Source organism: Quatrionicoccus australiensis, assembly GCF_020510425.1.
GTDB classification, from domain to species: Bacteria; Pseudomonadota; Gammaproteobacteria; order Burkholderiales; family Rhodocyclaceae; genus Azonexus; species Azonexus australiensis_A.
Window position 1 is genome coordinate 3,919,985 of the sequence record NZ_JAHBAH010000001.1, and the last position, 24,748, is coordinate 3,944,732.

The window sequence follows — 24,748 nt, forward strand, 5'->3', positions numbered from 1 at the left end:
TCTTTTGCCATGACAGCCCGCATCGCCATTGATTGCATGGGGGGAGACCACGGTCCGTCAGTGACGGTTCCGGCGGCGCTCCGTTTTCTGGTGGAGCATTCGGCAGCGCAGCTCATCCTGGTTGGTCAGGAGAGCGTTCTTCGCCCTTTGCTTGCTACCCAGGTCGATAATCCGCGTCTCCGCATCGTTCACGCCTCTGAGGTGGTGGGGATGGATGAGTCGCCGGCGCTCGCCCTGCGCAACAAAAAAGACTCGTCCATGCGTGTCGCCATCAATCTCGTCAAGACTGGCGAGGCGGATGCCTGTGTCTCGGCCGGCAATACCGGTGCGTTGATGGCGATCTCGCGGTTCGTGCTGAAAATGCTGCCCGGGATTGATCGCCCGGCCATCTGTGCGCCGCTGCCCACCATCAATGGGCATACCCACATGCTTGATCTGGGGGCCAATGTCGATTGCGGTCCCGAGCATCTGCTGCAGTTCGGCATCATGGGGGCCATGCTGGTCGCGGCTATGGAGCACAAGGATCGCCCGACTGTTGGCTTGCTCAATATTGGCGAAGAAGAGATCAAGGGTAACGAGGTCGTCAAGGCGGCTGCCGAGTTGCTGCGCAATTCCGGTCTCAACTTCATCGGCAATGTTGAAGGTGACGGCATCTACAAGGGCGATGCCGATGTGGTCGTTTGTGACGGCTTTGTCGGCAACGTTGCGCTGAAAACCTCGGAGGGGCTGGCCCAGATGCTGGGTTCGTCACTGCGCAGCGAGTTCAAGCGCAACTGGCTGACCAAACTGGCAGCCCTGATCGCGATCTCTGTCCTTAATAATTTCAAGCGGCGCTTTGATCATCGTCGATATAACGGTGCGATTTTGCTCGGCTTGAAAGGCATTTCCGTGAAAAGCCATGGGTCCGCCGACGAATTGGCTTTTGGCAACGCGATCGGGCGTGCCTACGAGGCCGCCAAGAACCAGGTGGTTGAGCGTATTGCCGGGCGGATCGCTGAAATGACTACAACGGTGCCCGCGGGTGCCGGGGAGACTGTCTGAATGTTTGCACGTCTGATTGGTACCGGTAGTTGTCTGCCTGGTAATCCCGTTAGCAACAATGACCTGGCGACGCGCGGCATCGATACCAACGATGAGTGGATCGTCACGCGTACCGGCATTCGCAGTCGCTATCTTGCCGAACCGGGCACCACTTCCAGTGAGCTTGGACTGGTTGCGGCGCAGCGTGCACTCGAGATGGCTGGTGTTGCTGCAAGCGATCTCGATCTGATCATTGTTGCTACCTCGACGCCTGATTTCATCTTTCCGAGCACGGCCTGTTTGATCCAGGGACGGCTGGGCAACAAGGGTGCCACGGCATTCGATGTCCAGGCGGTCTGTGCCGGTTTCACCTATGCACTCGGGATCGCCGAGAAGTTCATTCGCTCCGGTAGCCACAAAAAAGCCCTGGTGATCGGTGCCGAAGTCTTTTCGCGGATTCTCGACTGGCAGGATCGCGGCACCTGTGTGCTGTTTGGCGATGGTGCCGGTGCAGTCGTGCTGGAAGCGTCCGAGAAGCCGGGCATTCTGGCGACGGCGATGCATGCCGATGGTAGCCAGAGTGGCATCCTGAATGTGCCCGGTCAGATTTGTGGCGGTCAGGTGACAGGTGATCCATTCCTGCGCATGGATGGTCAGGCTGTTTTCAAGTTCGCGGTGCGCGTGCTGGCCGAGATCGCCGAGGAAGTTTGTCGCGATGCCGGTATTCAAACGGCTGATGTCGACTGGCTGATCCCGCACCAGGCAAATATTCGCATCATCGAGGCAACCGGCAAGAAATTGGGTATTGATCGCGAGAAGGTCATCGTCACGGTGGATCGTCACGGTAATACCTCGGCTGCTTCGGTGCCCTTGGCGCTCGACGAGGCGGTGCGCGATGGTCGTATCCAGCGCGGCCAGAAAGTCCTGCTCGAGGGGGTTGGCGGCGGCTTTACCTGGGGCGCAGCCCTGCTCGAATTCTGATAGAGGAGACCGCAGAATGTCTTTTGCTTTCGTATTTCCTGGCCAGGGCTCGCAGAGCGTTGGCATGATGGCCGCCTATGGCGACGCCGCCGTGGTGCGTGCCACTTTCGATGAGGCTTCGGCTGCCTTGGGTGATGACCTGTGGGCGATGGTTGCCGAAGGTCCGGCAGAAGTGTTGACGCAAACGGTAAATACCCAGCCGGTGATGTTGACCGCTGGCATTGCTGCCTGGCGGCTGTGGCTGGAAAAGGGCGGGCGCAAGCCGGTCGTGCTGGCTGGGCATAGTCTTGGCGAGTATTCGGCGCTGGTCGCCGCCGGTGTCATCGAATTCAAGGATGCCGTGCCGCTGGTTCGTTTGCGCGCCGCCGCCATGCAGGAAGCCGTACCGGTCGGTACCGGTGCGATGGCTGCCGTGCTTGGTCTGGACAACGCCGGCATTGCTGCTGCATGTGCCGAAGCGGCGCAGGGCGAAGTGGTCGAGCCGGTCAACTTCAATGCCAATGGTCAAACGGTGATCGCTGGCCACAAGGCTGCCGTCGAGCGTGCCATGGAGGCCTGCAAGGCGCGCGGTGCCAAGATGGCCAAGGCGCTGCCGGTTTCGGCGCCGTTCCATTCTTCCCTGATTCGTCCGGCTGCTGACAAGCTGGCGGCGCGTCTTGCCGAATTGGTTTTGAATGCGCCGCAGATTCCGGTCATCAACAATGTCGATGTTGCCATCGAGAACGATCCGGCTCGCATCAAGGATGCGCTGATTCGTCAGGCCTACAATCCGGTGCGCTGGGTTGAGACCATTCAAGCGATGGCGGCACTGGGTGTGACGACTGTTGCCGAGTGTGGTCCTGGCAAGGTTCTGGCCGGTCTGACCAAGCGCTGTGCCGATGGTGTTGTCGGCGTGGCGCTGGCTGATGCCGCAGCCATCGAAGCCAATCTCGGTCTGGAGTAAGTCATGCTGAACGACAAGATTGCTCTGGTTTCCGGTGCGACGCGCGGCATTGGTCGTGCGATTGCCCTTGAGCTGGGTAAGTTGGGCGCAACGGTCATCGGTACGGCAACCAGCGAAGACGGTGCGGGCAAGATTTCCGCCTATCTCGCCGAGGCCGGCATCAAGGGCAAGGGTGTGGCGCTGGACGTCTGCAACGTCGCCCAGACCGACACGGTGCTTGCCGATGTGGCCAAGGAGTTTGGTGCCATTACGGTCCTCGTGAATAACGCCGGCATTACCCGCGACAACCTTGCCATGCGCATGGGTGACGACGAGTGGGATGCCGTGATCGATACCAATCTGAAAGCGGTGTTCCGTCTGTCGCGCGCTGTCATGCGCGGCATGATGAAGGCGCGTTTCGGTCGTATCGTCAATATCACTTCGGTGGTTGGTTATTCCGGCAATGCCGGTCAGGCCAACTACTGTGCTGCCAAGGCAGGCGTGGCGGGGATGACCCGTTCGCTGGCCCGCGAGCTGGGCAGCCGCAATATTACGGTCAACTGTGTTGCACCGGGCTTTATCGCCACTGACATGACGCACGCGCTGACCGAGGAGCAGAAACAAGCCATGCTTGCTTCCATTCCGCTCGGCCGTGCCGGAACACCGGAAGATATCGCCGGTGCTGTCGGTTTTCTCGTATCCCCGACTGCGGCTTATGTCACCGGCACAACCGTGCATGTGAATGGCGGCATGTTCATGGATTGATTTCCCGAAGCTCCGGCTTTTGGTAAAATTCACCTGTTTTTTTTCGTACCCCTGAGGGGAAGGAGTTTTTCTAATGGATAACATCGTAGAGCGCGTCAAGAAGATCGTCGCCGAGCAACTGGGCGTGAACGAAGCGGACATCAAGAACGAGTCCTCCTTTGTGGACGATTTGGGCGCTGATTCCCTGGACACCGTTGAGCTGGTCATGGCTCTGGAAGAGGAATTCGAGACCGAAATCCCTGACGACCAAGCTGAAAAGATCACGACGGTTCAACAGGCTGTCGATTTCATCCTCGCCAACAAGAAGTAATTCAATTCTCGTTGACCCAGGCAAGGCCGGCCCCCATGGCCGGCCTTGCTACTTTTGCTTTCGGAGTGCACCTTGGCACGTCGCAGAGTCGTAATCACCGGTCTGGGCATCGTTAGCCCGGTCGGAAATACCGTCGAAGAAGCCTGGCAGAATATTCTGGCTGGCCGCTCCGGCATCGCCCACGTCACCAAGTTCGATACGTCTACCTTCCCGGTCCAGATTGCCGGCGAAGTAAAGAACTTTGACATCACTAATTATATTTCGGCCAAAGACGCCCGGCGCATGGATGACTTTATCCATTTCGGCCTGGCGGCTGGCATTCAGGCCGTGCGTGACGCCGGTCTGGACAAGGAAAATGTGGTCGACCTCGAGCGTGTCGGTGTCGCCATCGGTTCCGGTATCGGCGGTCTGCCGCTGATCGAGGCAACCCAGGTCGAATACGCCGCCGGCGGCATTCGCAAGGTTTCGCCGTTCTTCGTTCCCGGTTCGATCATCAACATGATTTCCGGCAACCTGTCGATCCAGTTTGGTTTCAAGGGCCCGAATATCGCCCTGGTTTCCGCCTGCACGACGGGTACGCACTCGATCGGTGATGCTGCCCGTATCATCGAGTACGGTGATGCCGACGTGATGGTTGCCGGTGGTGCCGAATCGACCGTTTCGCCGCTAGGCATGGGCGGTTTCTGTGCGGCACGCGCGCTGTCTACCCGCAACGATGATCCGACCACGGCCAGTCGTCCGTGGGACAAGGATCGTGACGGTTTCGTGCTGGGCGAGGGTGCCGGGGTCATGGTTCTCGAAGAGTACGAGCATGCCAAGGCCCGTGGCGCCAAGATCTACGCCGAACTGGCTGGTTATGGCATGAGTGGCGATGCTTATCACATCACCGCGCCGAATACCGACGGTCCGCGTCGTTCGATGCTCAATGCGCTCAAGAATGCCGGTGTCGCCCCGGGCGATGTCCAGTATCTGAATGCGCACGGTACGTCTACGCCGCTCGGTGACAAGAACGAAACCGAGGCGGTCAAGCAGGCCTTTGGTGAAGCGGCCTACAAGCTGGTGGTCAATTCGACGAAGTCGATGACCGGCCATCTGCTGGGCGGTGCGGGGGGGATCGAGTCGCTGTTTACGGTGCTCGCCATCCACAACCAGATTTCGCCGCCGACCATCAACATCTTCAATCAGGATCCGGAGTGTGACCTGGATTACTGTGCCAACGCGGCACGCCCGATGCAGATTGATGTCGCGCTGAAGAACAACTTCGGCTTCGGCGGAACCAACGGTTCGCTGGTTTTCAAGCGCATCTGATTTAGCGTTTGGGATAGAGCGGTGCAGTTTCCGATCACCATCGGACTGCACCGTTCGCGTTTTCTGGTCGGCGCTTTTGTTTTTCTGGTTTTGCTGACCATCCTGGTTTTATTCCTTTTTCAGCGGTCGACCGCTATTTTTGCGGCAATTTCCCTGCTGGCAGCCGTGCTGCTTGCCTGGCTGTGGCGCTATCGCCAACCCTGTTGTCCGGCGATCCGTCTTGAGGCGAACGGGGTGATTTCCCTGCCGAGCGGCGATGGCGAGTTCGCGGCTGCGCAACTCCTTCCCGGCGCAACGGTGCATCCCTGGTTGACCGTATTGCGCCTGCGGAGTGTGGCCGGGCGCGTCTGCATCCTGTGCTTGACGGTCGACAGCCTGAAAAGGGAAGATTTCCGCCGGCTCAGGGTGTTCCTGCGCTGGCGGGCGGATTTCAGCGGCGCGGACGACGCCGCTTGAGCACGGTGTTTTTTGCCTTGGGCAGCATTTCCGGATAGTCGCGGGAGTAGTGCAGGCCGCGGCTTTCCTTGCGCTGCATGGCGCAGCGGACAATCAGATCGGCCGTGAATACCAGGTTGCGCAGCTCGATCAGGTCGTGGCTGACCCGGAAATTGGCGTAGAACTCGTCGATTTCTCGCATCAGCAGGCCGATCCGGTGCTTGGCGCGTTTCAGGCGCTTGGTGGTGCGCACGATGCCGACGTAGTCCCACATGAAGCGGCGCAGTTCGTCCCAGTTGTGCGAGATGACGACTTCCTCGTCGGCGTCGGTGACGCGGCTTTCGTCCCAGCGCGGCAGCGCCGGTTGTTTTCCGGTTTTGCTGGCGAGAATGTCGTTGACCGCTGCCTCGGAAAAAATCAGGCATTCGAGCAGCGAGTTCGAAGCCAGACGATTGGCGCCGTGCAGGCCGGTGCATGAGGCTTCGCCGGCAACGTACAGTCCGGCCACGTCGGTGCGGCCCTTGAGGTCGCTGACGATGCCGCCACAGGTGTAGTGGGCGGCCGGGACGACGGGAATCGGGTCGCAGGCGATATCGATGCCGAGTTCCAGGCAACGCGCATGGATATTCGGGAAGTGCTCGCGGATGAAATCCTCGCCTTTGTGCGAGATGTCGAGATAGACGCAGTCGATGCCGCGTTTTTTCATTTCGAAATCGATGGCACGGGCGACGATGTCGCGCGGGGCGAGTTCGGCCCTTTCGTCATGCTCGAGCATGAAGCGTGTGCCGTCGGGCAGGCGGAGCAGGCCGCCTTCGCCGCGTACCGCTTCGGAAATCAGGAAGGACTTGGCCTGCGGGTGGTACAGGCAGGTCGGATGGAACTGGATGAATTCCATGTTCGAAACGCGGCAGCCGGCGCGGTAGGCCATGGCGATGCCGTCGCCGGTCGAGGTGTCGGGATTGGTCGTGTAGAGATAGACCTTGCCGGCGCCGCCGGTGGCAATCAGCGTATTCGCTGCGCTGACGGTAATGACCTCGCCGCTGCGGCTGTTCAGGACGTAGGCGCCGAAGCAGCGATTTTCGCCGGTGCCCAGCTTGTCGCCGGTGATCAGGTCGATTGCGATATGGTGTTCGAGAACGGTGATGTTCGGGGTGGCGCGGACTTGCTTGGTCAGCGTGTCCTGCACGGCCAGGCCGGTCGCGTCGGCGACGTGAATGACGCGGCGGGCGCTGTGGCCGCCTTCGCGGGTCAGGTGGTAACCCGCTTCATCCTTGGTGAAGGGGACGCCTTGCTCGATCAGCCATTCGATGGCGTGGCGGCCGTTTTCGACGACGAAACGGGTGGCGGGCTCATCGTTGAGCCAGGCGCCGGCAACCAGTGTGTCCTGGATGTGGGCTTCAATGGAGTCCTTGCTGTCGAGAACCGCAGCGATGCCGCCCTGGGCCCAGCCAGACGCCGAGTCTTCGAGGTTGCGTTTGCTGATTAGTCCAACCCGGCAATGCTTGGCCAGGCGAAGGGCGGCGGATTGGCCGGCCAGACCGCTGCCAATAATCAGGACATCAAAATTCTGCACGGCTGTTCTCTTGAAGGGTAATTGTTTTGCTCGAAATATAGCATGTGAAAAACGATTCATCCCGTTACAGAGTGTCACAATTAAGGATAATTACCTATCCTCTGCCCGAAATGGGCTGCGTTATACTGCGGCCCACAAACAGACCAATGAATATCCCCAGGGAACCCACAATCCATGAGTGAGCGCGAAGTCGACCAGGTGCTGGTCGAGCGGGCGCAAGGCGGAGATCAGCGCGCCTTCGACCAGTTGGTGAGCAAATACCAGCGCAAGCTGGGACGTTTGCTGTCGCGTTTCATTCGCGACCAGGCAGAGGTCGAGGATGTCTCCCAGGAAGCATTCATCAAGGCCTACCGTGCTTTGCCGTCCTTCCGTGGCGATAGTGCCTTTTACACCTGGCTCTACCGGATCGGCATCAATACCGCCAAAAACTACCTGGTTTCGCAGGGTCGGCGGGCGCCAACCTCGACCGAGTTCGACTCCGAAGAAGCTGAAAACTTCGAGGATGCCAGTCAATTGCGCGATATCAATACGCCGGAAAGCTTGCTGCTCTCCAAGCAGATCGGACAAACGGTCAATGCGGCGATGGATGCGCTGCCCGAAGAGTTGCGTACCGCCATCATGCTGCGTGAAATCGAAGGCATGTCCTACGAGGAGATTGCCGGCATCATGGATTGCCCGATTGGTACCGTACGTTCCCGCATTTTCCGCGCCCGCGAAGCGGTTGCCGGCAAGCTGCGTCCCTTGCTCGACATTGCGCCGGATCGACGGTGGTGAGCGTGGTTGAAGAGCCGGCAACCATTCGTGCCGTTGTGCGTGCACTGGATGGCGCGGATGCCATTGTCGAGGTCGCCCAAGGTGGCTGCGGGCGCTGTCACGAAGAGGGTGGTTGTGGCGGGCAGCATCTGACGCAGATGTTCTGCAGTTCGCCGAAGACTTATCGCGCCGAGAATTCGCTTGGTGCAGCCGTTGGCGATAGCGTGACCATCGCCGTGGCGGCAGGTAGCGTCAGGCGTACGGCCAACCTGGCTTACGGCATTCCCTTGTTGGCGATTATTTTGGGTGCAGTGCTTGGTATGCAGGTGGCCGGTGATGCTGGTGCCATGTCGGGGGCTGCGCTTGGCATGCTTGTTTCGCTGGCTTATGTTCGGTACCGCTCGCGCGAAATCAATGCCGATCCCGCCGGGCGACCGCACATCATTTCCCGTTCCTAGTCGATCAGGAGGCAAGCGCTCATGAAACGCTGGCTGGCTGTTTTCTCCCTTTGCTTTGCATGTACCACTGCTTTTGCCCAGACACGCGGCTTGCCAGATTTTACCGAGCTGGCTGAAAAGCAGGGTCCGGCTGTGGTCAATATCAGTACGACGCAGGTGCAGCGCAGTGCTGCAGGCACGCCTTTTCCGTTTGACGAGAATGATCCGGCCTTCGAGTTTTTCAAGCGTTTCATTCCCCGGCATCCCGGTGGTGGTGCGCCGCGCGAATTCGAGAACAAGTCGCTGGGTTCCGGCTTCCTGATCAGCCCGGATGGCTATGTTCTGACCAATGCCCATGTGGTCGACGGGGCTGACGAAGTGACGGTGCGTCTGACCGACAAGCGTGAATTCAAGGCAAAGATTGTCGGGGCCGACAAGCGGACCGATGTTGCGCTGATCAAGATCGAGGCTGGTAATTTGCCGGTGGTCAAACTGGCCGATCCGGCGCAATTGAAGGTCGGAGAATGGGTGGTTGCGATCGGATCACCATTCGGTTTTGACAATTCCGTGACGGCGGGCATTGTTTCCGCCAAGGGGCGCTCGCTGCCCCAGGAAAACTACGTGCCTTTCATCCAGACCGATGTGGCGATCAATCCTGGCAATTCGGGTGGGCCGCTGTTTAACATGCGTGGCGAAGTGGTCGGCATCAACTCGCAGATATACAGCCGCAGCGGCGGCTATATGGGTGTCTCGTTTGCCATTCCGATCGATGTGGCGATGGATGTCCAACAGCAGTTGCGCGCATCAGGCAAGGTCAGCCGCGGCCGCCTTGGTGTGGTCATCCAGGAAGTCAGCAAAGAGTTGGCCGATTCGCTCGGCTTGAGTAAGCCGGTTGGCGCCTTGGTTAATGCGGTGGAGAAGGGTGGGCCGGCGGAAAAGTCGGGCCTGGAGCCCGGTGATGTCATTCTCAGGTTTGATGGAAAGAATGTCGGCAATTCGGCTGACTTGCCGCGCCTGGTTGCCGCGACCCGACCCGGTACCCGTTCTGTTGTGCAGATCTGGCGCAAGGGTGCGCTGCGCGAAGTGTCGGTCACGGTCGGCGAGATTGTTGATGACAGGCAGGCGAATGGGCGGCCGTTGCGCAATGCCAAGCCGGCCGAGCCGGCGGCTAATCGCCTTGGTCTGGTGGTCTCCGAGTTGTCCGTCGAGCAAAAGCGTGATCTCAGGCTGAATTCCGGTCTGCTGATCGAGGATGTGCGCGGTTCTGGCGGGCGGGGCGAGTTGCGTCCCGGTGATGTCATTGTTGCCGTGATCAGCAAAGGGGCGACCACCGAGGTGAGGTCGGTGGACCAATTCAACAAGCTGCTTGCCCAGTTCGACAAGGGCAGCAATGTGACCTTGCTGATCCGGCGTGGCGAGATTCAGACCTTTGTCACCATCAAGGGTTTGTGAGTGTCTGTTGAGCTAACCCTGATTAGTCGCAGCTATTGCCATCTCTGTCACGATATGGAGGTGGCGCTCGCGCCCTTGCTGGCCGAGTTCGGCGCCGTTCTCAAGGTGGTCGATGTCGATGCCGATCCGCTGCTTGAGGCCAGGTACGATGAACTGGTGCCGGTTTTGCTGCATGCCGATACCGAGCTTTGTCATTACTTCCTGGATGAGGCCAAAACTCGTGAATATTTGGCTGGAATCCGCTAAAATACAGGGTCTTCTGAACAGGGAAGGGCGCCGGAAAAGCGCCCTTTTTTACTAGCATCAATGGATCACATCCGTAATTTCTCCATCATCGCCCACATCGACCACGGCAAGTCGACGCTGGCTGATCGCATCATCCATCTTTGTGGTGGCCTTTCCGACCGTGAAATGGAAGCCCAGGTTCTCGACTCGATGGATATCGAGCGCGAGCGCGGCATCACCATCAAGGCGCAGACTGCCTCGCTGAGCTACAAGGCGCGCGATGGCAAGGTCTATAACCTGAACCTGATCGATACGCCGGGACACGTCGACTTCTCCTACGAGGTTTCGCGTTCGCTGTCGGCCTGTGAAGGTGCGCTGCTGGTGGTTGACGCTTCGCAAGGCGTCGAGGCACAGACCGTGGCCAATTGCTACACGGCGCTCGATCTTGATGTCGAGGTCGTGCCGGTGCTCAACAAGATCGACCTGCCGTCGGCTGATCCGGACAATGCCCGCCAGGAAATCGAGGACGTGATCGGTATCGATGCGACCGACGCCGTGCTCGCTTCGGCGAAGACCGGTCTCGGTGTCGAGGATATCCTCGAAGCCGTAGTGGCCCGCATTCCGGCGCCGAAGGGCGATGCAAGCGCACCGCTCAAGGCCCTGATCATCGACTCCTGGTTCGACAACTACGTGGGCGTGGTCATGCTGGTGCGCGTCGTCGATGGCGTGATGCGTCCGAAGGACAAGCTGTTTTTCATGGCGACCGGTGCGCAGCAGTTGTGCGAGCAGGTTGGTGTGTTTTCGCCGAAGTCGGTGTCGCGCAGCGAGTTGCGCGCCGGCGAGGTAGGCTTTGTCATCTCCGGCATCAAGGAGCTGAAAGCAGCCAAGGTTGGTGACACGATCACCACCATGGATCGCAAGGCGGCAGCACCGTTGCCCGGCTTCAAGGAAATCAAGCCGCAGGTGTTTGCCGGTCTGTATCCGGTCGAGTCCAATCAATACGACTCGCTACGCGAATCGCTGGAAAAACTGAAGCTCAACGATGCGTCGCTGCAATACGAGCCGGAAGTTTCGCAGGCGCTTGGCTTCGGCTTCCGCTGCGGCTTCCTTGGTTTGCTGCACATGGAAATCGTGCAGGAGCGTCTGGAGCGCGAGTTTGACCAGGATCTGATCACGACCGCACCGACCGTGGTTTATGAAGTCGTCAACCGCGACGGCAGTGTCATCCAGATCGAAAACCCGGCCAAGTTGCCCGATGTCAGCAAGATCGAGGAAGTGCGCGAGCCGATTATCACGGCCACGATTTTCGTGCCGCAGGATTACCTCGGCAACGTCATCACGCTGTGCAACCAGAAGCGCGGCAATCAGGTCGACATGCATTACCACGGTCGTCAGGTGAAGCTGGTTTATGAAATGCCGATGGCCGAAGTGGTCATGGATTTCTTCGACAAGCTGAAGTCCTGCTCCAAGGGTTACGCCTCGCTCGATTACGACTTCAAGGAGTATCGCCCGGCCGATGTGGTCAAGCTCGATATCCTGATCAATAGCGAAAAGGTTGATGCCCTGTCGCTGATCGTGCACCGCTCCAACGCCCAGTATCGCGGCCGCGAGCTGGCAAGCAAGATGCGCGAACTGATTCCCCGTCAGATGTACGACGTGGCGATCCAGGCTGCCATCGGTTCACACATCATTTCGCGCGAAAACGTCAAGGCGATGCGCAAGGACGTGCTGGCCAAGTGTTATGGCGGCGACATCAGCCGCAAGAAGAAGCTGCTGGAAAAGCAGAAGGCCGGCAAAAAGCGCATGAAGCAGGTTGGTAGTGTGGAAATCCCGCAGGAAGCCTTCCTGGCCGTGTTGCGCGTCGATAACTAAGAAACCGAACGATGAACTTTCCCCTGATCCTTTTCATTCTGCTCCTCGTCACCGGTGCGCTCTATGCGGTCGACGTGCTGAAATTCCGGAAATTGCGTGCAAAAAATGCGCCGGAGCCGCTCTGGGTGGAGTGGGGCGCCGGTTTCTTCCCGGTCATCCTGCTCGTATTCGTGCTCCGTTCCTTCCTCTTCGAGCCGTTCAAGATTCCGTCCGGTTCGATGATTCCGACTTTGCTGGTCGGCGATTACATTCTGGTCAACAAGTTCGCCTACGGCATCAGGCTGCCGGTGATCAACAAGAAGATCATCAGCATCAACGATCCGCAGCGCGGCGACGTCATGGTCTTTCGTTATCCGGAAGATCCCTCGCTCGACTACATCAAGCGTGTGGTTGGTGTGCCCGGTGATACCGTGGCTTACCAGAACAAGCGCCTGACGATCAATGGCCTGGCGGTCGACATGAAAAAAATCGAGGATTTCGAACATCGCGACCGAATGTACTTCTCCGAGCAATATCAAGCCAATATGGGTGGTGTTGAACATCGTGTGCTTAACGATGCCGATGCGCCGGCTTTCATTGCCGATGCGGCACGTTTTCCGCAGCGTGAAAATTGCACTTACAATGCCGCTGGCGTAATTTGCAAGGTGCCGGCCGGCCATTACTTCATGATGGGCGATAATCGCGACAACAGCCGGGATAGTCGGGCCTGGGGTTTTGTGCCGGAAGAGAATATCGTCGGCAAGGCTTTCTTCATCTGGTTGAATCTCAGCGATCTGAGCCGGATCGGCTCGTTCAGATAAGGGACTGAAAATGAAATATCAACGTGGTGTAGCCCTTTCCGGGCTGATTTTCTGGAGCGTTGTGCTGGTGCTGGTGCTTGTTCTAGGTATGAAAGTGACGCCGACCGTCATTGAATACGTCAAGATTCTGAAGGACAGCAAGGCCGTTGTTGCCAAAATGGGGCCTGACTCGACTGTGGCTGATGTGCGTGCTTCTTTTGACCGTTTTGCTGAAATCGATTATCTCGACTTCAAGGGTAATCAACTTGATGTCTCCAAGGATGCTGGCAAGATCGTCATCGAATTTGCCTATGAAAAACGTATTCACCTGTTCTGGAATGTCAGCCTTTTGATTGAATACAAAGGGTCGACCGCTGAGTAATCGGGGATGAGTGCACAGGCTCTTGCCCAAAAACTTGGTCACAACTTTGCCGACGCCGCGCTGCTCAAGACAGCGTTGACGCATCGCAGCTTTGGTTCGCCGAACAATGAGCGCCTCGAGTTTCTCGGTGATGGCGCGCTCAATTTCGTTGTTGCCTCCGCGCTCTACAAGCGCTTTGCCGATTTGCCCGAGGGCGACCTGTCGCGTCTGCGGGCCAATCTCGTGCGCCAGGACACCTTGCATCGCCTGGCGCTCGAACTCGGGGTCGGCGATTGTCTGCGGCTCGGCGAGGGCGAACTGAAAAGCGGCGGCAGCCAGCGTCCTTCCATCCTGGCCGATGCCCTGGAAGCCTTGTTCGGCGCGATTTATCTCGATGCCGGCTTCGTGGCGGTGCAGGCGGTGATTGCGCGCCTCTATCTGCCCTTGTTCGATGAACTACGGCCGGGGCAAGCGCAGAAGGATGCCAAGACGCGTCTGCAGGAATGGTTGCAGGGCAAGAAAAAGCCGCTGCCGCGCTACCAGATGCTGGAAACCACCGGCGCTGCCCATGAGCAGCGCTTCGAAGTGGCCTGTGAAATAGATAATCCGCCCTTGCGCACCATCGGTCACGGCAGCAGTCGCCGCATCGCTGAGCAGGTTGCCGCCGATAACGCACTGAAAGCACTCAAGGCATGAAAACATACCGTTCCGGTTATATCGCCATCGTTGGTCGTCCCAACGTCGGCAAGTCCACCCTGCTCAACCGTCTGGTCGGCGAAAAGATCAGTATCGTCTCGCGCAAGGCGCAGACAACTCGGCATCGCGTTACCGGCATCGTCACCACCGACGATTCGCAGTTCGTTTTCGTCGATACGCCGGGCTTTCAGACCAAGTTCTCGAATGCCCTGAACCGCACGATGAACCGTGGCGTTACGCAGACCCTGGCCGACGTCGATCTGGTGCTCTTTGTCATCGAAGCCGGGCATTTCGATGCCAAGGACAAGGCGGTCATCAAGCTGCTGCCGAAGGATAGGCCGGTCATTCTGGTCATCAACAAGACCGACCAGATCAAGGACCGGATGGCGCTATTCCCGTTCGTCGCCGAAGCCTCGGCTGCTTACGATTTTGCTGCCGTGGTGCCGATCAGTGCCGCCAAAGGGCGCCAGACCGAAGACTTGCTGGCGGCCGCGCGCAAGTATCTGCCGAACGAAGGCCTGATGTTCCCGGAAGACGACCTGACCGACAAGAGCGAACGTTTCCTTGCTTCGGAATACATCCGCGAAAAGGTCTTCCGTCTGCTCGGCGACGAGTTGCCTTATGCGACCGCAGTTGAAATCGAAAAATACGAGATGGAAGGCAACCTGCGCCGCATCTTTGCTGCCATCGTCGTCGACCGCGAGGGGCACAAGGCCATCGTCATCGGCAAGGGCGGCGACTCGCTCAAGCGCATCGCCAGCGAAGCCCGCCAGGACATGGAGCGCCTGTTTGGCGGCAAGGTCTATCTGGAGATCTGGGTCAAGGTCAAATCCGGCTGGAACGATGACGAACGCCTGCTGAAGAGTCTCGGTTACGAATGAACCCGCGCAGCAAGGTCGACGCCCAGCCGGCTTTCGTTTTGCACACCATCCCGTTCCGGGAAACCAGTCTCATCGTTGAAGTCTTTTCCCGCGATTTCGGCCGCATGTCTTTGCTGGCGCGCGGCGCGCGCAGGCCGCGCGCCGCGATCCGCGGCCTGCTGATGGCCTTCCAGCCGATCGAGGTGGGCTGGGCCGGCAAGGGCGAAGTGCTGACCCTGATGAAAGCCGAATGGCAAGGCGGTCTGCCGCTGCTCTCCGGCGAAGCCCTGTTCTGCGGCTATTACCTCAATGAATTGCTGATGCACCTGCTGCCGCGCGAGGATGCGCATGAGCACCTGTTCGAACGCTACGCGGACATGCTCGCCCGGCTTGCGGCCGATCCCGCCGGCAAGGGGCGCGAGGCTGATCTGCGCAGCTTCGAAAAGGCGCTGCTGCAGGAACTCGGCTACGGCCTGACCCTGGAGCACGACAGCTCGGGTCAGCACATCGTGCCGGAAGGCATTTACACTTACCGCATGGAGCAGGGGCCGGTACGCGTCGAGCATGCCGAAGCGGCCGCCCAGACTGTCAGCGGGCAGACCCTGCTCGACCTGGCGGCCGAGGATTTTTCCGATCCGCGTTCGCGCAGCGAGGCCAAGGCCCTGATGCGCACCCTGATGGCCTATTACCTGGCTGGTGTCGAACTGGAAACACGCAAGATATTCAAGGAGTTGCAGGAATTATGATCGAGCTTGGCGTCAATATCGACCACATTGCCACCCTGCGCCAGGCGCGCATGACCTACGAACCCGATCCTGTCTGGGGCGCCGTCGAGGCGCATCTGGGCGGTGCTGACGGCATCACCGTGCATCTGCGCGAAGACCGCCGCCACATCCAGGATGCCGACGTGCGGCGCCTGCGCGAGCTGACCCAGGTCAAGCTCAATCTCGAGATGGCGGCGACCGACGAAATGGTCGGCATTGCCTGTGCCCTCAAGCCGGAAATGGCGATGCTGGTGCCGGAAGGTCGGCACGAGGTGACCACCGAAGGCGGTCTCGACGTACTGGCGCAGGAAGCTCGCCTCAAGGACGTGATCAGTCGTCTGGCCGATGCCGGCATCGTGACCAGCGTCTTCATCGATGCCGAGATCCCGCAGATCGAAGCGGCAGCCCGCATCGGCGCCAGCGTCTGCGAAATCCACACCGGGCCGTATGCGCACGCTTTCCACGCGCGCGGCCGCGACGCCGAGGCACCGGCCGTGCTCGCCGAACTCGCCAAGATTCGCGCCGCCGGCGAGGCGATCCGCGGGCTGGGCATGCGCTTCAACGCCGGGCATGCGCTCAACTATTACAACGTGCAGCCGGTCGCGCGCCTGGCCGGCGTGCGCGAACTGCACATCGGCCACGCCATCGTCAGCCGCTCGGTCTTCGTCGGCCTGCGCGAAGCGGTGCGTGAAATGAAGCAGCTGATGCGCGAAGCGGCCGGGCGGGGCGAATGATATTCGGCATCGGCACCGACATCGCCGCGGTGGCCCGCCTGCGCGGCATGTGGGAACGCCATGGCGAACGGGCGCTGGAAAAGCTGCTGGCGCCGCAAGAGCTTGACGATTTCGCGCGTGCCGCCGACAAGGGGCGTTTCCTGGCCAAGCGCTTTGCTGCCAAGGAAGCCTTCGGCAAGGCGCTCGGCACCGGCATCAGTCCGCCGGCCGTATTGCCGGCGATCGCGGTCGGACACGACGAACTCGGCAAGCCGTCCCTGCTGTTTACCGGTCAACTCGCCGAAATGATGCAAAACCGCGGCCTGAAGGCCCATCTCTCGATCAGCGACGAAGCCGAGTACGCCGTCGCCTACGTCATTCTGGAGCACGCATGAGCGCCTTGCCCTATGGTCCGCTGATGATAGACATCGCCGGCCAGACGCTGACCGATCTCGACCGGCAGCGTCTTTGCCATCCGCTGGTTGGCGGCATCATCCTGTTCTCGCGCAATTTTGCCTCGCGCGAGCAGTTGACCGCGCTGACTGATGAAATCCACGCGCTGCGCGAGCCGCGCCTGCTCATTGCGGTCGATCACGAAGGCGGGCGGGTGCAGCGTTTCCGCGACGGCTTCACGCGCCTGCCGGCGATGCGCACGCTGGGCGAGTTGTACCAGCGTGATGCCGCCGCTGGCCTGGAGGCGACGCGCGCGGCCGGCCTGGTGCTGGCCGCGGAGCTGCGTGCCTGTGGCGTAGATTATTCCTTCACCCCGGTGCTCGACCTCGATTACGGCCCGTCGCGGGTGATCGGCGATCGTGCCTTCCATCGTGATCCGGAGGTCGTGATCGCGCTCGCCAGCGCGCTCGGCGAGGGCCTGCACGCTGCCGGCATGGGCAATTGCGGCAAGCATTATCCGGGGCACGGTTATGTGATTCCCGACTCGCACGTCGAGTTGCCGATCGATGACCGGGCACTGGATGCGATGCAGGAAGACCTGCTGCCGTATCGCCGTCTGGCGCTCGATGCGGTCATGGCGGCACACGTCATCTACGAGTGTTTCGATTGCAATACTGCCGTATTTTCAAGTAAATGGATTGATTACTTGAGAAACGACATCAAGTTTGATGGCGTGGTTTTTACCGACGATTTGTCGATGGCCGGTGCTGGCGTGGTCGGCGACATGCTGGCCCGGGTGCAGACCGCCTATGCTGCCGGTTGCGACATGCTGCTCGTTTGCAATGCGCCGGATTCAGTCGCCCTGGTGCTCGACAACTGGCAGCCACAGATCGATGCCCGGCGCGGGCCGCGGGTCGGAAAACTGTTGCCGCAGCAGCCGGTGATGGCCTTGACTGATCCGGCCTACCTTGCTGCCTTGGCGCAGGTCGCCGCGCTGACGGCCTGAGGGCAAAAACTCAGGAAGGTTGTCCGCTACGCCGCGCCTGCTGCCAGCCGAGGATGACCTGGCTGCTCTGGCGCTGGATGGCCTGGTAAGTCGTTTGCGGTAGCGCCTTGCTCAGTGCCGCGAGCAGTTGCTGCGTGCCCTGGCGGCCGATGTCGCCGATCTTGCCATCGTCGTCGAGCAGATAAATCTGGATGTGGGCCAGTGCATCGGCAAGCAGGCGCCAGCCGAGGGCCGGCATGCGCTGGTTCAGGGTCAGCATCAGGCTGCCCAGCACCTGTGCGATGGAATGTGCCTCATCGGTGGTTTCGCAGGCAATCAGCGCGTGCCAGAGCGCCAGATGGATGCCGCGCCGCAGATCGACCTTGAAGTCGATGGCATCGGTTTCGATTTCCTCGATTTGCTGGAAATACCCCTGGAACAAGGCATCGGCGCGGGCATCGAGCTGGCTGCGCAGGGCGCCGAGCAGGGCGCTCAGGGCCGGAATCGCGGTCAGGTTGAAGGTCTGCGTATAGGCCAGGCCCCATTGGTCGAGACCGCTGACCAGCAGTGCCAGGCGCAGGGTGCCGGCTTCCGGGCTGGCGGCGCTGCGGCTCCATTCGAGCAGATGGGCGGTGACTTCGCCCAGCGTCTTGCCCTGTTCTTCTTCGCTGGTCGAAAAGGCCATGCGGAAGACGGACGAGAAAACCTCCTGTGCCAGGCGGGCGGCAAGGCGCTGGCTGTCGCGATCGGCCAGGTCGGCAAGTTGGTCGACGGGGAGGCTGGGGGCAGAAGGATTCATGGTGGGTCGGTGTTTTCGGAAGAGGGCGTATTTTAACGACCCGGCCGCCCGATCGGCGGGCAAAAAGGCATAAAAAAACCCGTCGACCGACGGGTTTTTCGGAGCGCGAGCGCTCAGACCAGGCCGAGGCTTTCCTCGACGCCAAGATGCACGTTCATCGCCTGCACGGCGGCACCGGAGGCGCCCTTGCCGAGATTGTCGAGGCGCGCCATGAGCAGCATGCGCTGCGCATTGCCGAAGACGGCGATGTCCACGCGGTTGCTGTCGTTGTTGGCTTCGACGTTGTAGAAGCCGCCTTCGGTCGTGCTCTCGAGATCGACCGGCAAAACATTGATGAAGGCTTCGCCGGCGTAGTAGTCGGCGATGATCTTCTGTACCTCGGCCGGCGTTGCCGGGCGGGTGAATTGCTGCGGCTGCAGGAAGGCGGTCACGGTCAGGCCCTTGTAGAAGGGGCCGACGATGGGCTGGAAGATCGGCTCGACGGTCAACCCGGTGTAGGCGCACATTTCCGGCAGGTGCTTGTGGGCGAGGCCGAGCGCGTAGGGGCGCGGTGCCTTGAGTTCGGTCGGGTTGGCGCTGGCTGCCTCGTAGTCGGCGATCATCTTCTTGCCGCCACCTGAGTAGCCGGTGATGGAATGTGCTGCAATTTGCGTGTCGACCGGCAGTAGGCCGGCGGCGACCAGCGGCTTGAGCGCCAGGATGAAAGCCGAGGCGTGGCAGCCTGGATTGGCGATGCGCTTGCTGGCGCGAATCTTGGCGCGCTGGTCCGGGGCCAGTTCGGGCAGGCCGAAGGTCCAGTCCGGGTTGATCCGGTGCGCGGTCGATGCGTCGATGATGCAGGTGTTCGGGTTGTCGACGAGGCTGACCGACTCCTTGGCCGCATCGTCCGGCAGGCACAGGAAGGTGACGTCGGATTCGTTGATCAGGCGCTTGCGCTCGGCCAGATCCTTGCGCTTGTCGGCATCGATCTTGAGCAGCGTGATGTCGGCGCGCTTGCCGAGGTATTCGTTGATCTGCAGGCCGGTGGTGCCTTCCTGGCCGTCGACAAAGACTTTATAGGTCATCTTGAATCCGGAGTTTGTTGTTGTTCGAAGGTGGAATTCTGGCAGAAAAACATGTCGCTTTGACGACAAGGAGGGTTTCTGCGCCACAAAAAACAGCGGGCAGCCGAAGCTGCCCGATTGCACTGCCGGTAAAGCCGCGGATTACTTGACGCGGTTCTTGTACTCGTCGGTGCGGGTGTCGATTTCGATCTTGTCGCCGATGCTGACGAAGGCCGGAACCGGCAGTTCGAAACCGGTAGCCAGCTTGGCCGGCTTCATGACCTTGCCCGAGGTGTCGCCCTTGACGGCCGGCTCGGTGTAGATCACTTCGCGCACGACGCTGTTCGGCAATTCGACGGAAATGGCCTTGCCGTTGTAGAAAACAACTTCGCAAGCCAGGCCGTCTTCCAGGTATTTCAGCGCGTCGGTCATGTTTTCGGCTTCGACTTCGTACTGCTCGTAGTCGGCGTCCATGAACACGTACATCGGGTCAGCGAAGTAGGAGTAGGTCACTTCCTTCTTGTCGAGCACGACGACTTCGAACTTGTCGTCGGCCTTGTAGACGGCTTCGGAAGCCGCAGCGGTCAACAGGTTCTTGAGCTTCATTTTGACGACCGCAGCGTTGCGGCCGGATTTGTTGTACTCGGTCTTCTGGACGACGAGCGGGTCGGCGCCGACCATGATCACGTTGCCGGAGCGGAGTTCCTGTGCGGTCTTCATTCTGGATTCCCGAAAAGCTGAAAAATTAAAGCGTTAGATTATACCTTGGGAGAACAGAATTTGACGAGCCTCGTCGCCAAATCCGGCTGTTCGGCGAGCTTTTGCGTCCATCGTCCGGTTTGCTCGCCGATTTCGGCGCGCGCGGCAAGGAAGTCGTCCCAGGCTGTCGCCACATTTTTGCCGGTATTCCAGGCGCGGAACATGGCGGGGACGGCCTTCCCAGGTTTTTCGCGAAAATCGGCGGTGTACCGCTGCAGGAAGGCTTCGAGCTTGTCGAGGTGGGCCGCTTCCTTCTGTTCGTAGATCTGCCAGACGAAGGGACGGCCGGCCCACTGGGCGCGCAGGAAGGAGTCCTCGCCGCGCACGAAATTGATGTCACAGCGCCAGAGCAGGCGGTCGTAATCGTCCTGGCTGAGGAAGGGAATCGGTTCGACGCGCAGTTGATTGATTTGCCAGGGGCCGCTGCCGCCGAGATGCGCCTGCGCCGCCGCCAGCGGCTTGCCGGGCGGGACGTGGCAGACGATGGGGGTTGGCGTTGCGGCCATCTGGTCGAGCAACTCGCCGAGTGGCGCCGTGTCGTAGCAAAACATGCTGATTTGCAGGGCCGGGCTACTCGCCTGGGTTTGCTGCGCAGCGGCGCGCCGGGCCAGCAAATCGCGTTCGCGCAGCAGGCCACCGGTCGACGCCGTAAAACCGGGGAAAAAGAAGTGCTTGGTCAGCGCCAGGGTCGGGTGGGGCGACGCCATGGCGTGGCAGCCTTCGACCCAGTTTTCGGCGCTCAGGTATTCGAGATTGATCCAGTGCGGCTTGGGCGTTGCGGCGGCCATCGCTTGGACATAGCTGGCCGGCAGTTCGCAGGCGAAGGCCTCTATAACGACGTCGCCGACCGACTCGAAGGTGGATTGCTCTGTCCAGTGATGGACCTCGATACCGTCAACCGTCTGGCTGGCCTGCGCGCAATCGAGGGCCGGGCAGAGCGCCTGCAGGCTGGCCGGCTCATCCACCCAGAGGCGGACGGCGATGCCGTGTTCGCCGGCCAGTTGCCTGGCCAGCCGCCAGCACACGCCGATGTCGCCGTAGTTGTCGATGACCCGGCAAAAGATGTCCCAGACTCGCTGCATGGCCGCCATGCTAACATTCCCGCCATGCCAGAATTCAAAGATCCTCAGGACTGCGTCGCCTGTCCGCGCCTTGCTGCGCACCTCGCCATGATCCGCCAGCGCGACCCCGACTGGCATGCCTTGCCAGTGCCGGCCTTCGGTCCGCTCAGCGCGCGCCTGCTGGTGGTCGGTCTCGGGCCGGGCGAAAAAGGGGCGAATCGCACCGGTCGACCGTTCAGCGGCGACGTTGCCGGCGAACTGCTCTATCCGGCCCTGCATCGTTTCGGTTTCGCCAGCGTCGCCGAGCCGCTCGGCGCCGACAAATGGGCCAACCCGCTGATGCAGCTGACCGATTGCCGCGTCACCAATGCCGTGCGCTGCCTGCCGCCGGCCAACAAGCCGGTGACCGCCGAAATCCGCCAGTGCAACGGTCATCTCAAAGCTGAGCTGGCTGCCATGCCGAATCTGCAGGTGATCGTCGCCCTTGGCGGCGTCGCGCACCAGGCGTTGCTCTGGGCTTACGGCCTAAAACTCAAGGAGCACGTCTTCGGGCACAACGTCACGCATCAGTTGCCGGACGGGCGCCTGCTCGTCGATAGTTACCACTGCAGCGGCTACAACTGGCGCACCGGACGGCTGTCGCGTGAAAGCTTCGAGGCGGTGTTCGCCGGCATCCAGACGCATCTGCGCTGAGTCTTCGCGGCGATGAGTTTCGACCACAAGGCCTTTCTTGCCTCGTTGACCGAGTTGCCCGGCGTGTACCGGATGCTCGATGCCAACGACGTCGTGCTCTATGTCGGCAAGGCGAAAAACCTCAAGAAGCGGGTCACCTCGTATTTCCGGGAAAACCTGCCGAGCCTGCGCATCGCGCACATGGTCAGCCAGATCGACCATATCGAGACGACCGCGACGCGCACCGAAGCCGAGGCGCTGCTGCTCGAGAACAACCTGATCAAGTCGCTGGCGCCGCGCTACAACATCCTGTTTCGCGACGACAAGTCCTATCCCTATATCGTCGTCACGCGCGGCGACTATCCGCGCCTTGGCTTCTACCGCGGCAACCCGGATCGCAAGGCCGATTACTTCGGGCCGTATCCGTCGTCCTGGGCGGTGCGCGACAGCATTCACCTGCTGCAGAAAATGTTCCGTCTGCGCACCTGCGAAGACACGGTATTCGCCAATCGCTCGCGCCCCTGTCTGCTCTACCAGATCAAACGCTGCAGCGGCCCCTGTGTCGATCTGGTTTCGCCCGAGGAATACGCGGCCGATGTGCAGCTCGCGGCGATGTTCCTGCTCGGCAAGCAGCAGGAAGTCACCAGGCGCCTGAACCAGGCGATGGAAGAGGCGGCGGCGCGCCTCGCTTTTGAGCAGGCGGCGATCTATCGCGACCAGATCCAGTCGCTGCACCAGGTGCAGGAAAAGCAGTTCGTCTCGAGCAGCAAGGGCGAGGACGTCGATATCGTCGTCGCGCAGCGCGAAGCCGGGCAGTTGTGCGTCAATCTGGCCATGGTGCGCGGCGGACGTCATCTTGGCGACCGGCCGCTGTTCCCGAGCAATGCCGGCGAATCGACGCCGGTTGATGCCATCGCCGCCTTCATCCGCCAGCATTACTCAATGCATCCGGCGCCGGCCCGCCTGCTCATTTCGCCGGCCTTGCCGGCTGATGAAAAGGGCGAGCTGGAAGGCGCGCTGGCCGAGCTGGCCGGGCGTCCGGTGCCGATTCAGGAAGGGCGCTCGGAATTGCACAAGGCCTGGGTCGAGATGGCTTTCCAGAACGTCCGGCTTGCCATCCTGGCGCGCAACCAGGCCTCGGCGCAGCAGGAACAACGCCTCGCTGCGCTGCAGGAAGCCTTGCAGTTGCCGGAGGCGATCGAGCGCATCGAATGTTTCGACATCAGTCACACCATGGGCGAGGCCGCCGTCGCTTCCTGTGTCGTTTATCAGGGTAACGGCATGAAGCGCTCCGACTACCGCCGTTTCAACATGCGCGACATAACGCCGGGTGACGATTACGCGGCCATGCGCCAGGCGGTCAGCCGGCGTTACGACAAGGTCGCGAGCGGCGAGGGGACGGCGCCCGACCTGATCCTGATCGATGGCGGCAAGGGGCAGGTCGCTTCGGCCTATGCGGCATTGGCCGATCTTCGCCTGACGCACATCCCGATGCTTGGTGTCGCCAAGGGCGAGGAGCGCAAGCCGGGGCTAGAAACGCTGATTTTCCCTGAGGGGCGGGAGCCGTTACAATTGCCGCCGGAACACCCGGCCCTGCACCTGATCCAGGAAGTCCGCGACGAAGCCCACCGTTTTGCCATCACCGGCCACCGTGCCCGGCGCAGCAAGGCACGCAAGACTTCGACGCTGGAAAGCCTGCCCGGTATCGGCCCGGCCCGGCGCAAGGCACTGGTTGCACGTTTCGGTGGCTTGCCCGGCGTTCTCGCGGCCAGTGCGGAGCAACTGGCAGAAGTCCCCGGTGTCAGCCGGGAGTTGGCCGATAAAATCTATTCTGCGCTACATTGAGCCCCATGCCTTTCAATTTGCCCATCCTGCTTACCTGGCTCCGCATTGTGGCGATTCCGCTGCTGATTGCGATCTATTACCTGCCAGCCAGCTGGGCGACCCTGGCCGAGCGCGATGTCGCCGCCACCCTCATTTTTGTCGCGGCCGCGCTCACCGACTGGGCGGACGGCTACCTGGCCCGGCGCCTGAACCAGACTTCGGCGTTCGGCGCCTTCCTCGACCCGGTTGCCGACAAGCTGATGGTCGCTGCCGCCCTGATCGTGCTGGTCCAGTTGGGGCGTACCGATGCGATCATCGCGACCATCATCATCGGTCGCGAGATCACGATTTCTGCCTTGCGTGAATGGATGGCCAAGATCGGTGCGGCGAAAAGCGTTGCCGTTTCGATGCTGGGCAAGGTCAAGACGGCAGCCCAGATGCTGGCAATTCCCCTGCTTTTGTACCGTGTACCGCTGTTCGGGCAGGATGTTCTGGTGCTCGGTAACTGGTTGATCTGGATCGCCGCCTTGCTGACCTTGTGGTCGATGGGCTATTACCTGCGCATGGCTTGGCCAGAAATTGCCAAACGCAGCGCAGAAAAATAAGCTGCAGATGTTGACAGGGTCTGCGAATCGTCTATAATGCGCGCTCTGTTTGACGCGGCAGTAGCTCAGTTGGTAGAGCGATACCTTGCCAAGGTATAGGTCGAGAGTTCGAGACTCTTCTGCCGCTCCAGTTTTTCAGGGCAAAGCGCAGCTTTGTTCAGCAGTAAAGATGTATCGGTTAGGCGCGATAGCAAAGCGGTTATGCACCGGATTGCAAATCCGTGTAGGTCGGTTCGACTCCGGCTCGCGCCTCCAGGGTTTTGCGGCAGTAGCTCAGTTGGTAGAGCGATACCTTGCCAAGGTATAGGTCGAGAGTTCGAGACTCTTCTGCCGCTCCAGATGAAAAGAGGGAAAGCGATTTTCGCTTTCCCTCTTTTGCAT

At 60.5% G+C, this 24,748-nt stretch carries 28 protein-coding genes and 3 tRNA genes; 26 read left to right on the top strand and 5 right to left on the bottom strand.

Annotated features, from left to right (window positions below; all coding sequences use genetic code 11):
• Positions 1 to 9: 9 nt before the first annotated feature.
• From plsX to KIG99_RS18725, 7 genes are all read left to right on the top strand, one after another.
• A complete protein-coding gene (plsX, locus tag KIG99_RS18695; protein ID WP_226461538.1) occupies positions 10 to 1,041 on the top strand; it encodes a phosphate acyltransferase PlsX in 1,032 nt (343 codons plus the stop codon).
• A complete protein-coding gene (locus KIG99_RS18700) occupies positions 1,042 to 2,001 on the top strand; it encodes a beta-ketoacyl-ACP synthase III (protein WP_226461539.1) in 960 nt (319 codons plus the stop codon).
• Between the two features lie 16 nt (positions 2,002 to 2,017).
• Positions 2,018 to 2,944 carry an ACP S-malonyltransferase gene (gene fabD, locus KIG99_RS18705; protein ID WP_226461540.1) on the top strand — a complete coding sequence of 309 codons (927 nt, stop codon included), beginning with the start codon at positions 2,018 to 2,020 and terminating at the stop codon, positions 2,942 to 2,944.
• Positions 2,945 to 2,947: 3 nt separating this feature from the next.
• Entirely contained in the window at positions 2,948 to 3,688 is a 741-nt protein-coding gene (gene fabG, locus KIG99_RS18710; RefSeq protein ID WP_226443767.1) for a 3-oxoacyl-ACP reductase FabG, read from the top strand.
• Positions 3,689 to 3,761: 73 nt separating this feature from the next.
• Positions 3,762 to 3,998 (top strand): acyl carrier protein, encoded by a 237-nt coding sequence (gene acpP / locus KIG99_RS18715; protein WP_203466564.1) that lies wholly within the window; start codon positions 3,762 to 3,764, stop codon positions 3,996 to 3,998.
• 72 nt (positions 3,999 to 4,070) lie between these two features.
• The gene (gene fabF, locus KIG99_RS18720; protein WP_226461541.1) at positions 4,071 to 5,306 is read left to right on the top strand and encodes a beta-ketoacyl-ACP synthase II; all 1,236 of its coding nucleotides are present in this window, start codon (positions 4,071 to 4,073) and stop codon (positions 5,304 to 5,306) included.
• 21 nt (positions 5,307 to 5,327) lie between these two features.
• Positions 5,328 to 5,762, top strand: a complete 435-nt coding sequence (locus KIG99_RS18725; protein WP_226461542.1) for a protein YgfX — start codon at positions 5,328 to 5,330, stop codon at positions 5,760 to 5,762.
• Here the strand turns inward: KIG99_RS18725 and nadB are convergent.
• A complete protein-coding gene (gene nadB / locus KIG99_RS18730) occupies positions 5,737 to 7,374 on the bottom strand; it encodes an L-aspartate oxidase (protein ID WP_226461543.1) in 1,638 nt (545 codons plus the stop codon). The genes KIG99_RS18725 and nadB overlap by 26 nt on opposite strands.
• Before the next feature lie 114 nt (positions 7,375 to 7,488).
• Here nadB and rpoE point away from each other — a divergent pair, with 114 nt between their 5' ends.
• From rpoE to nagZ, 13 genes are read left to right on the top strand one after another with little or no spacing between them, the layout of a single operon-like run.
• A complete protein-coding gene (rpoE, locus tag KIG99_RS18735) occupies positions 7,489 to 8,088 on the top strand; it encodes an RNA polymerase sigma factor RpoE (RefSeq protein ID WP_226461544.1) in 600 nt (199 codons plus the stop codon).
• Entirely contained in the window at positions 8,085 to 8,525 is a 441-nt protein-coding gene (locus KIG99_RS18740) for a SoxR reducing system RseC family protein (RefSeq protein WP_226461545.1), read from the top strand. Before rpoE ends, KIG99_RS18740 begins: the two co-directional genes overlap by 4 nt.
• 21 nt (positions 8,526 to 8,546) lie before the next feature.
• A complete protein-coding gene (locus KIG99_RS18745; protein ID WP_226461546.1) occupies positions 8,547 to 9,956 on the top strand; it encodes a DegQ family serine endoprotease in 1,410 nt (469 codons plus the stop codon).
• Positions 9,957 to 10,202 carry a glutaredoxin family protein gene (locus KIG99_RS18750; protein ID WP_226461547.1) on the top strand — a complete coding sequence of 82 codons (246 nt, stop codon included), beginning with the start codon at positions 9,957 to 9,959 and terminating at the stop codon, positions 10,200 to 10,202. It abuts the gene before it with no gap.
• A 60-nt stretch (positions 10,203 to 10,262) separates the two neighbouring features.
• A complete protein-coding gene (gene lepA, locus KIG99_RS18755; protein WP_226461548.1) occupies positions 10,263 to 12,053 on the top strand; it encodes a translation elongation factor 4 in 1,791 nt (596 codons plus the stop codon).
• 11 nt (positions 12,054 to 12,064) lie between these two features.
• Complete coding sequence (gene lepB / locus KIG99_RS18760; RefSeq protein ID WP_226461549.1) at positions 12,065 to 12,853, top strand: signal peptidase I; 789 nt, start codon at positions 12,065 to 12,067, stop codon at positions 12,851 to 12,853.
• Positions 12,854 to 12,863: 10 nt separating this feature from the next.
• On the top strand, positions 12,864 to 13,214 hold the full coding sequence (locus tag KIG99_RS18765) for a DUF4845 domain-containing protein (RefSeq protein WP_226461550.1): 351 nt from the start codon (positions 12,864 to 12,866) through the stop codon (positions 13,212 to 13,214).
• A gap of 6 nt (positions 13,215 to 13,220) precedes the next feature.
• Entirely contained in the window at positions 13,221 to 13,889 is a 669-nt protein-coding gene (rnc, locus tag KIG99_RS18770) for a ribonuclease III (protein ID WP_226461551.1), read from the top strand.
• Positions 13,886 to 14,770, top strand: coding sequence for a GTPase Era (gene era / locus KIG99_RS18775; RefSeq protein ID WP_226461552.1), 885 nt, complete (start codon positions 13,886 to 13,888; stop codon positions 14,768 to 14,770). The genes rnc and era overlap by 4 nt, the downstream gene beginning before the upstream one ends.
• A complete protein-coding gene (gene recO / locus KIG99_RS18780) occupies positions 14,767 to 15,495 on the top strand; it encodes a DNA repair protein RecO (RefSeq protein ID WP_226461553.1) in 729 nt (242 codons plus the stop codon). The genes era and recO overlap by 4 nt, the downstream gene beginning before the upstream one ends.
• On the top strand, positions 15,492 to 16,247 hold the full coding sequence (locus KIG99_RS18785) for a pyridoxine 5'-phosphate synthase (protein ID WP_226461554.1): 756 nt from the start codon (positions 15,492 to 15,494) through the stop codon (positions 16,245 to 16,247). Before recO ends, KIG99_RS18785 begins: the two co-directional genes overlap by 4 nt.
• Positions 16,244 to 16,621: a holo-ACP synthase gene (gene acpS / locus KIG99_RS18790; protein ID WP_226443805.1), complete on the top strand. Its 378-nt coding sequence runs from the start codon at positions 16,244 to 16,246 to the stop codon at positions 16,619 to 16,621. The genes KIG99_RS18785 and acpS overlap by 4 nt, the downstream gene beginning before the upstream one ends.
• Positions 16,618 to 17,625, top strand: a complete 1,008-nt coding sequence (gene nagZ, locus KIG99_RS18795; protein WP_226461555.1) for a beta-N-acetylhexosaminidase — start codon at positions 16,618 to 16,620, stop codon at positions 17,623 to 17,625. The genes acpS and nagZ overlap by 4 nt, the downstream gene beginning before the upstream one ends.
• Before the next feature lie 10 nt (positions 17,626 to 17,635).
• On the opposite strand, the gene KIG99_RS18800 is transcribed toward nagZ, so the two are convergent.
• From KIG99_RS18800 to earP, 4 genes are all read right to left on the bottom strand, one after another.
• Positions 17,636 to 18,403, bottom strand: coding sequence for a hypothetical protein (locus KIG99_RS18800; protein ID WP_226461556.1), 768 nt, complete (start codon positions 18,401 to 18,403; stop codon positions 17,636 to 17,638).
• 113 nt (positions 18,404 to 18,516) lie between these two features.
• Positions 18,517 to 19,467: an N-acetyl-gamma-glutamyl-phosphate reductase gene (gene argC / locus KIG99_RS18805; RefSeq protein ID WP_226461557.1), complete on the bottom strand. Its 951-nt coding sequence runs from the start codon at positions 19,465 to 19,467 to the stop codon at positions 18,517 to 18,519.
• 141 nt (positions 19,468 to 19,608) lie between these two features.
• Complete coding sequence (gene efp / locus KIG99_RS18810; protein ID WP_226461558.1) at positions 19,609 to 20,166, bottom strand: elongation factor P; 558 nt, start codon at positions 20,164 to 20,166, stop codon at positions 19,609 to 19,611.
• 38 nt (positions 20,167 to 20,204) lie between these two features.
• A complete protein-coding gene (gene earP / locus KIG99_RS18815; protein WP_226461559.1) occupies positions 20,205 to 21,296 on the bottom strand; it encodes an elongation factor P maturation arginine rhamnosyltransferase EarP in 1,092 nt (363 codons plus the stop codon).
• Positions 21,297 to 21,311: 15 nt separating this feature from the next.
• Here earP and KIG99_RS18820 point away from each other — a divergent pair, with 15 nt between their 5' ends.
• The 6 genes from KIG99_RS18820 to KIG99_RS18845 all read left to right on the top strand — a co-directional run bounded on the left by KIG99_RS18820 (position 21,312) and on the right by KIG99_RS18845 (position 24,705).
• Positions 21,312 to 21,959: a uracil-DNA glycosylase gene (locus KIG99_RS18820; RefSeq protein ID WP_226461560.1), complete on the top strand. Its 648-nt coding sequence runs from the start codon at positions 21,312 to 21,314 to the stop codon at positions 21,957 to 21,959.
• Positions 21,960 to 21,971: 12 nt separating this feature from the next.
• Entirely contained in the window at positions 21,972 to 23,783 is a 1,812-nt protein-coding gene (uvrC, locus tag KIG99_RS18825) for an excinuclease ABC subunit UvrC (protein ID WP_226461561.1), read from the top strand.
• A 5-nt stretch (positions 23,784 to 23,788) separates the two neighbouring features.
• Positions 23,789 to 24,367: a CDP-diacylglycerol--glycerol-3-phosphate 3-phosphatidyltransferase gene (gene pgsA / locus KIG99_RS18830; RefSeq protein WP_226461562.1), complete on the top strand. Its 579-nt coding sequence runs from the start codon at positions 23,789 to 23,791 to the stop codon at positions 24,365 to 24,367.
• A gap of 54 nt (positions 24,368 to 24,421) precedes the next feature.
• A tRNA-Gly gene (locus KIG99_RS18835) sits at positions 24,422 to 24,497 on the top strand.
• 51 nt (positions 24,498 to 24,548) lie between these two features.
• Positions 24,549 to 24,622: transfer RNA gene (locus KIG99_RS18840), tRNA-Cys, on the top strand.
• Positions 24,623 to 24,629: 7 nt separating this feature from the next.
• Positions 24,630 to 24,705, top strand: a tRNA-Gly gene (locus KIG99_RS18845).
• Positions 24,706 to 24,748 lie beyond the last annotated feature (43 nt).

Coding starts and splice junctions, on each gene's coding strand:
- era (WP_226461552.1), top strand. CDS start 13,886: ATGAAAACATACCGTTCCGGTTATATCGCCATCGTTGGTCGTCCCAAC.
- pgsA (WP_226461562.1), top strand. CDS start 23,789: ATGCCTTTCAATTTGCCCATCCTGCTTACCTGGCTCCGCATTGTGGCG.
- acpP (WP_203466564.1), top strand. CDS start 3,762: ATGGATAACATCGTAGAGCGCGTCAAGAAGATCGTCGCCGAGCAACTG.
- uvrC (WP_226461561.1), top strand. CDS start 21,972: ATGAGTTTCGACCACAAGGCCTTTCTTGCCTCGTTGACCGAGTTGCCC.
- efp (WP_226461558.1), bottom strand. CDS start 20,166: ATGAAGACCGCACAGGAACTCCGCTCCGGCAACGTGATCATGGTCGGC.
- KIG99_RS18785 (WP_226461554.1), top strand. CDS start 15,492: ATGATCGAGCTTGGCGTCAATATCGACCACATTGCCACCCTGCGCCAG.
- lepA (WP_226461548.1), top strand. CDS start 10,263: ATGGATCACATCCGTAATTTCTCCATCATCGCCCACATCGACCACGGC.
- KIG99_RS18820 (WP_226461560.1), top strand. CDS start 21,312: ATGCCAGAATTCAAAGATCCTCAGGACTGCGTCGCCTGTCCGCGCCTT.
- rnc (WP_226461551.1), top strand. CDS start 13,221: ATGAGTGCACAGGCTCTTGCCCAAAAACTTGGTCACAACTTTGCCGAC.
- rpoE (WP_226461544.1), top strand. CDS start 7,489: ATGAGTGAGCGCGAAGTCGACCAGGTGCTGGTCGAGCGGGCGCAAGGC.
- KIG99_RS18765 (WP_226461550.1), top strand. CDS start 12,864: ATGAAATATCAACGTGGTGTAGCCCTTTCCGGGCTGATTTTCTGGAGC.
- recO (WP_226461553.1), top strand. CDS start 14,767: ATGAACCCGCGCAGCAAGGTCGACGCCCAGCCGGCTTTCGTTTTGCAC.
- nadB (WP_226461543.1), bottom strand. CDS start 7,374: ATGAATCGTTTTTCACATGCTATATTTCGAGCAAAACAATTACCCTTC.
- KIG99_RS18745 (WP_226461546.1), top strand. CDS start 8,547: ATGAAACGCTGGCTGGCTGTTTTCTCCCTTTGCTTTGCATGTACCACT.
- argC (WP_226461557.1), bottom strand. CDS start 19,467: ATGACCTATAAAGTCTTTGTCGACGGCCAGGAAGGCACCACCGGCCTG.
- fabD (WP_226461540.1), top strand. CDS start 2,018: ATGTCTTTTGCTTTCGTATTTCCTGGCCAGGGCTCGCAGAGCGTTGGC.
- earP (WP_226461559.1), bottom strand. CDS start 21,296: ATGGCGGCCATGCAGCGAGTCTGGGACATCTTTTGCCGGGTCATCGAC.
- KIG99_RS18700 (WP_226461539.1), top strand. CDS start 1,042: ATGTTTGCACGTCTGATTGGTACCGGTAGTTGTCTGCCTGGTAATCCC.
- KIG99_RS18800 (WP_226461556.1), bottom strand. CDS start 18,403: ATGAATCCTTCTGCCCCCAGCCTCCCCGTCGACCAACTTGCCGACCTG.
- fabG (WP_226443767.1), top strand. CDS start 2,948: ATGCTGAACGACAAGATTGCTCTGGTTTCCGGTGCGACGCGCGGCATT.
- plsX (WP_226461538.1), top strand. CDS start 10: ATGACAGCCCGCATCGCCATTGATTGCATGGGGGGAGACCACGGTCCG.
- nagZ (WP_226461555.1), top strand. CDS start 16,618: ATGAGCGCCTTGCCCTATGGTCCGCTGATGATAGACATCGCCGGCCAG.
- lepB (WP_226461549.1), top strand. CDS start 12,065: ATGAACTTTCCCCTGATCCTTTTCATTCTGCTCCTCGTCACCGGTGCG.
- acpS (WP_226443805.1), top strand. CDS start 16,244: ATGATATTCGGCATCGGCACCGACATCGCCGCGGTGGCCCGCCTGCGC.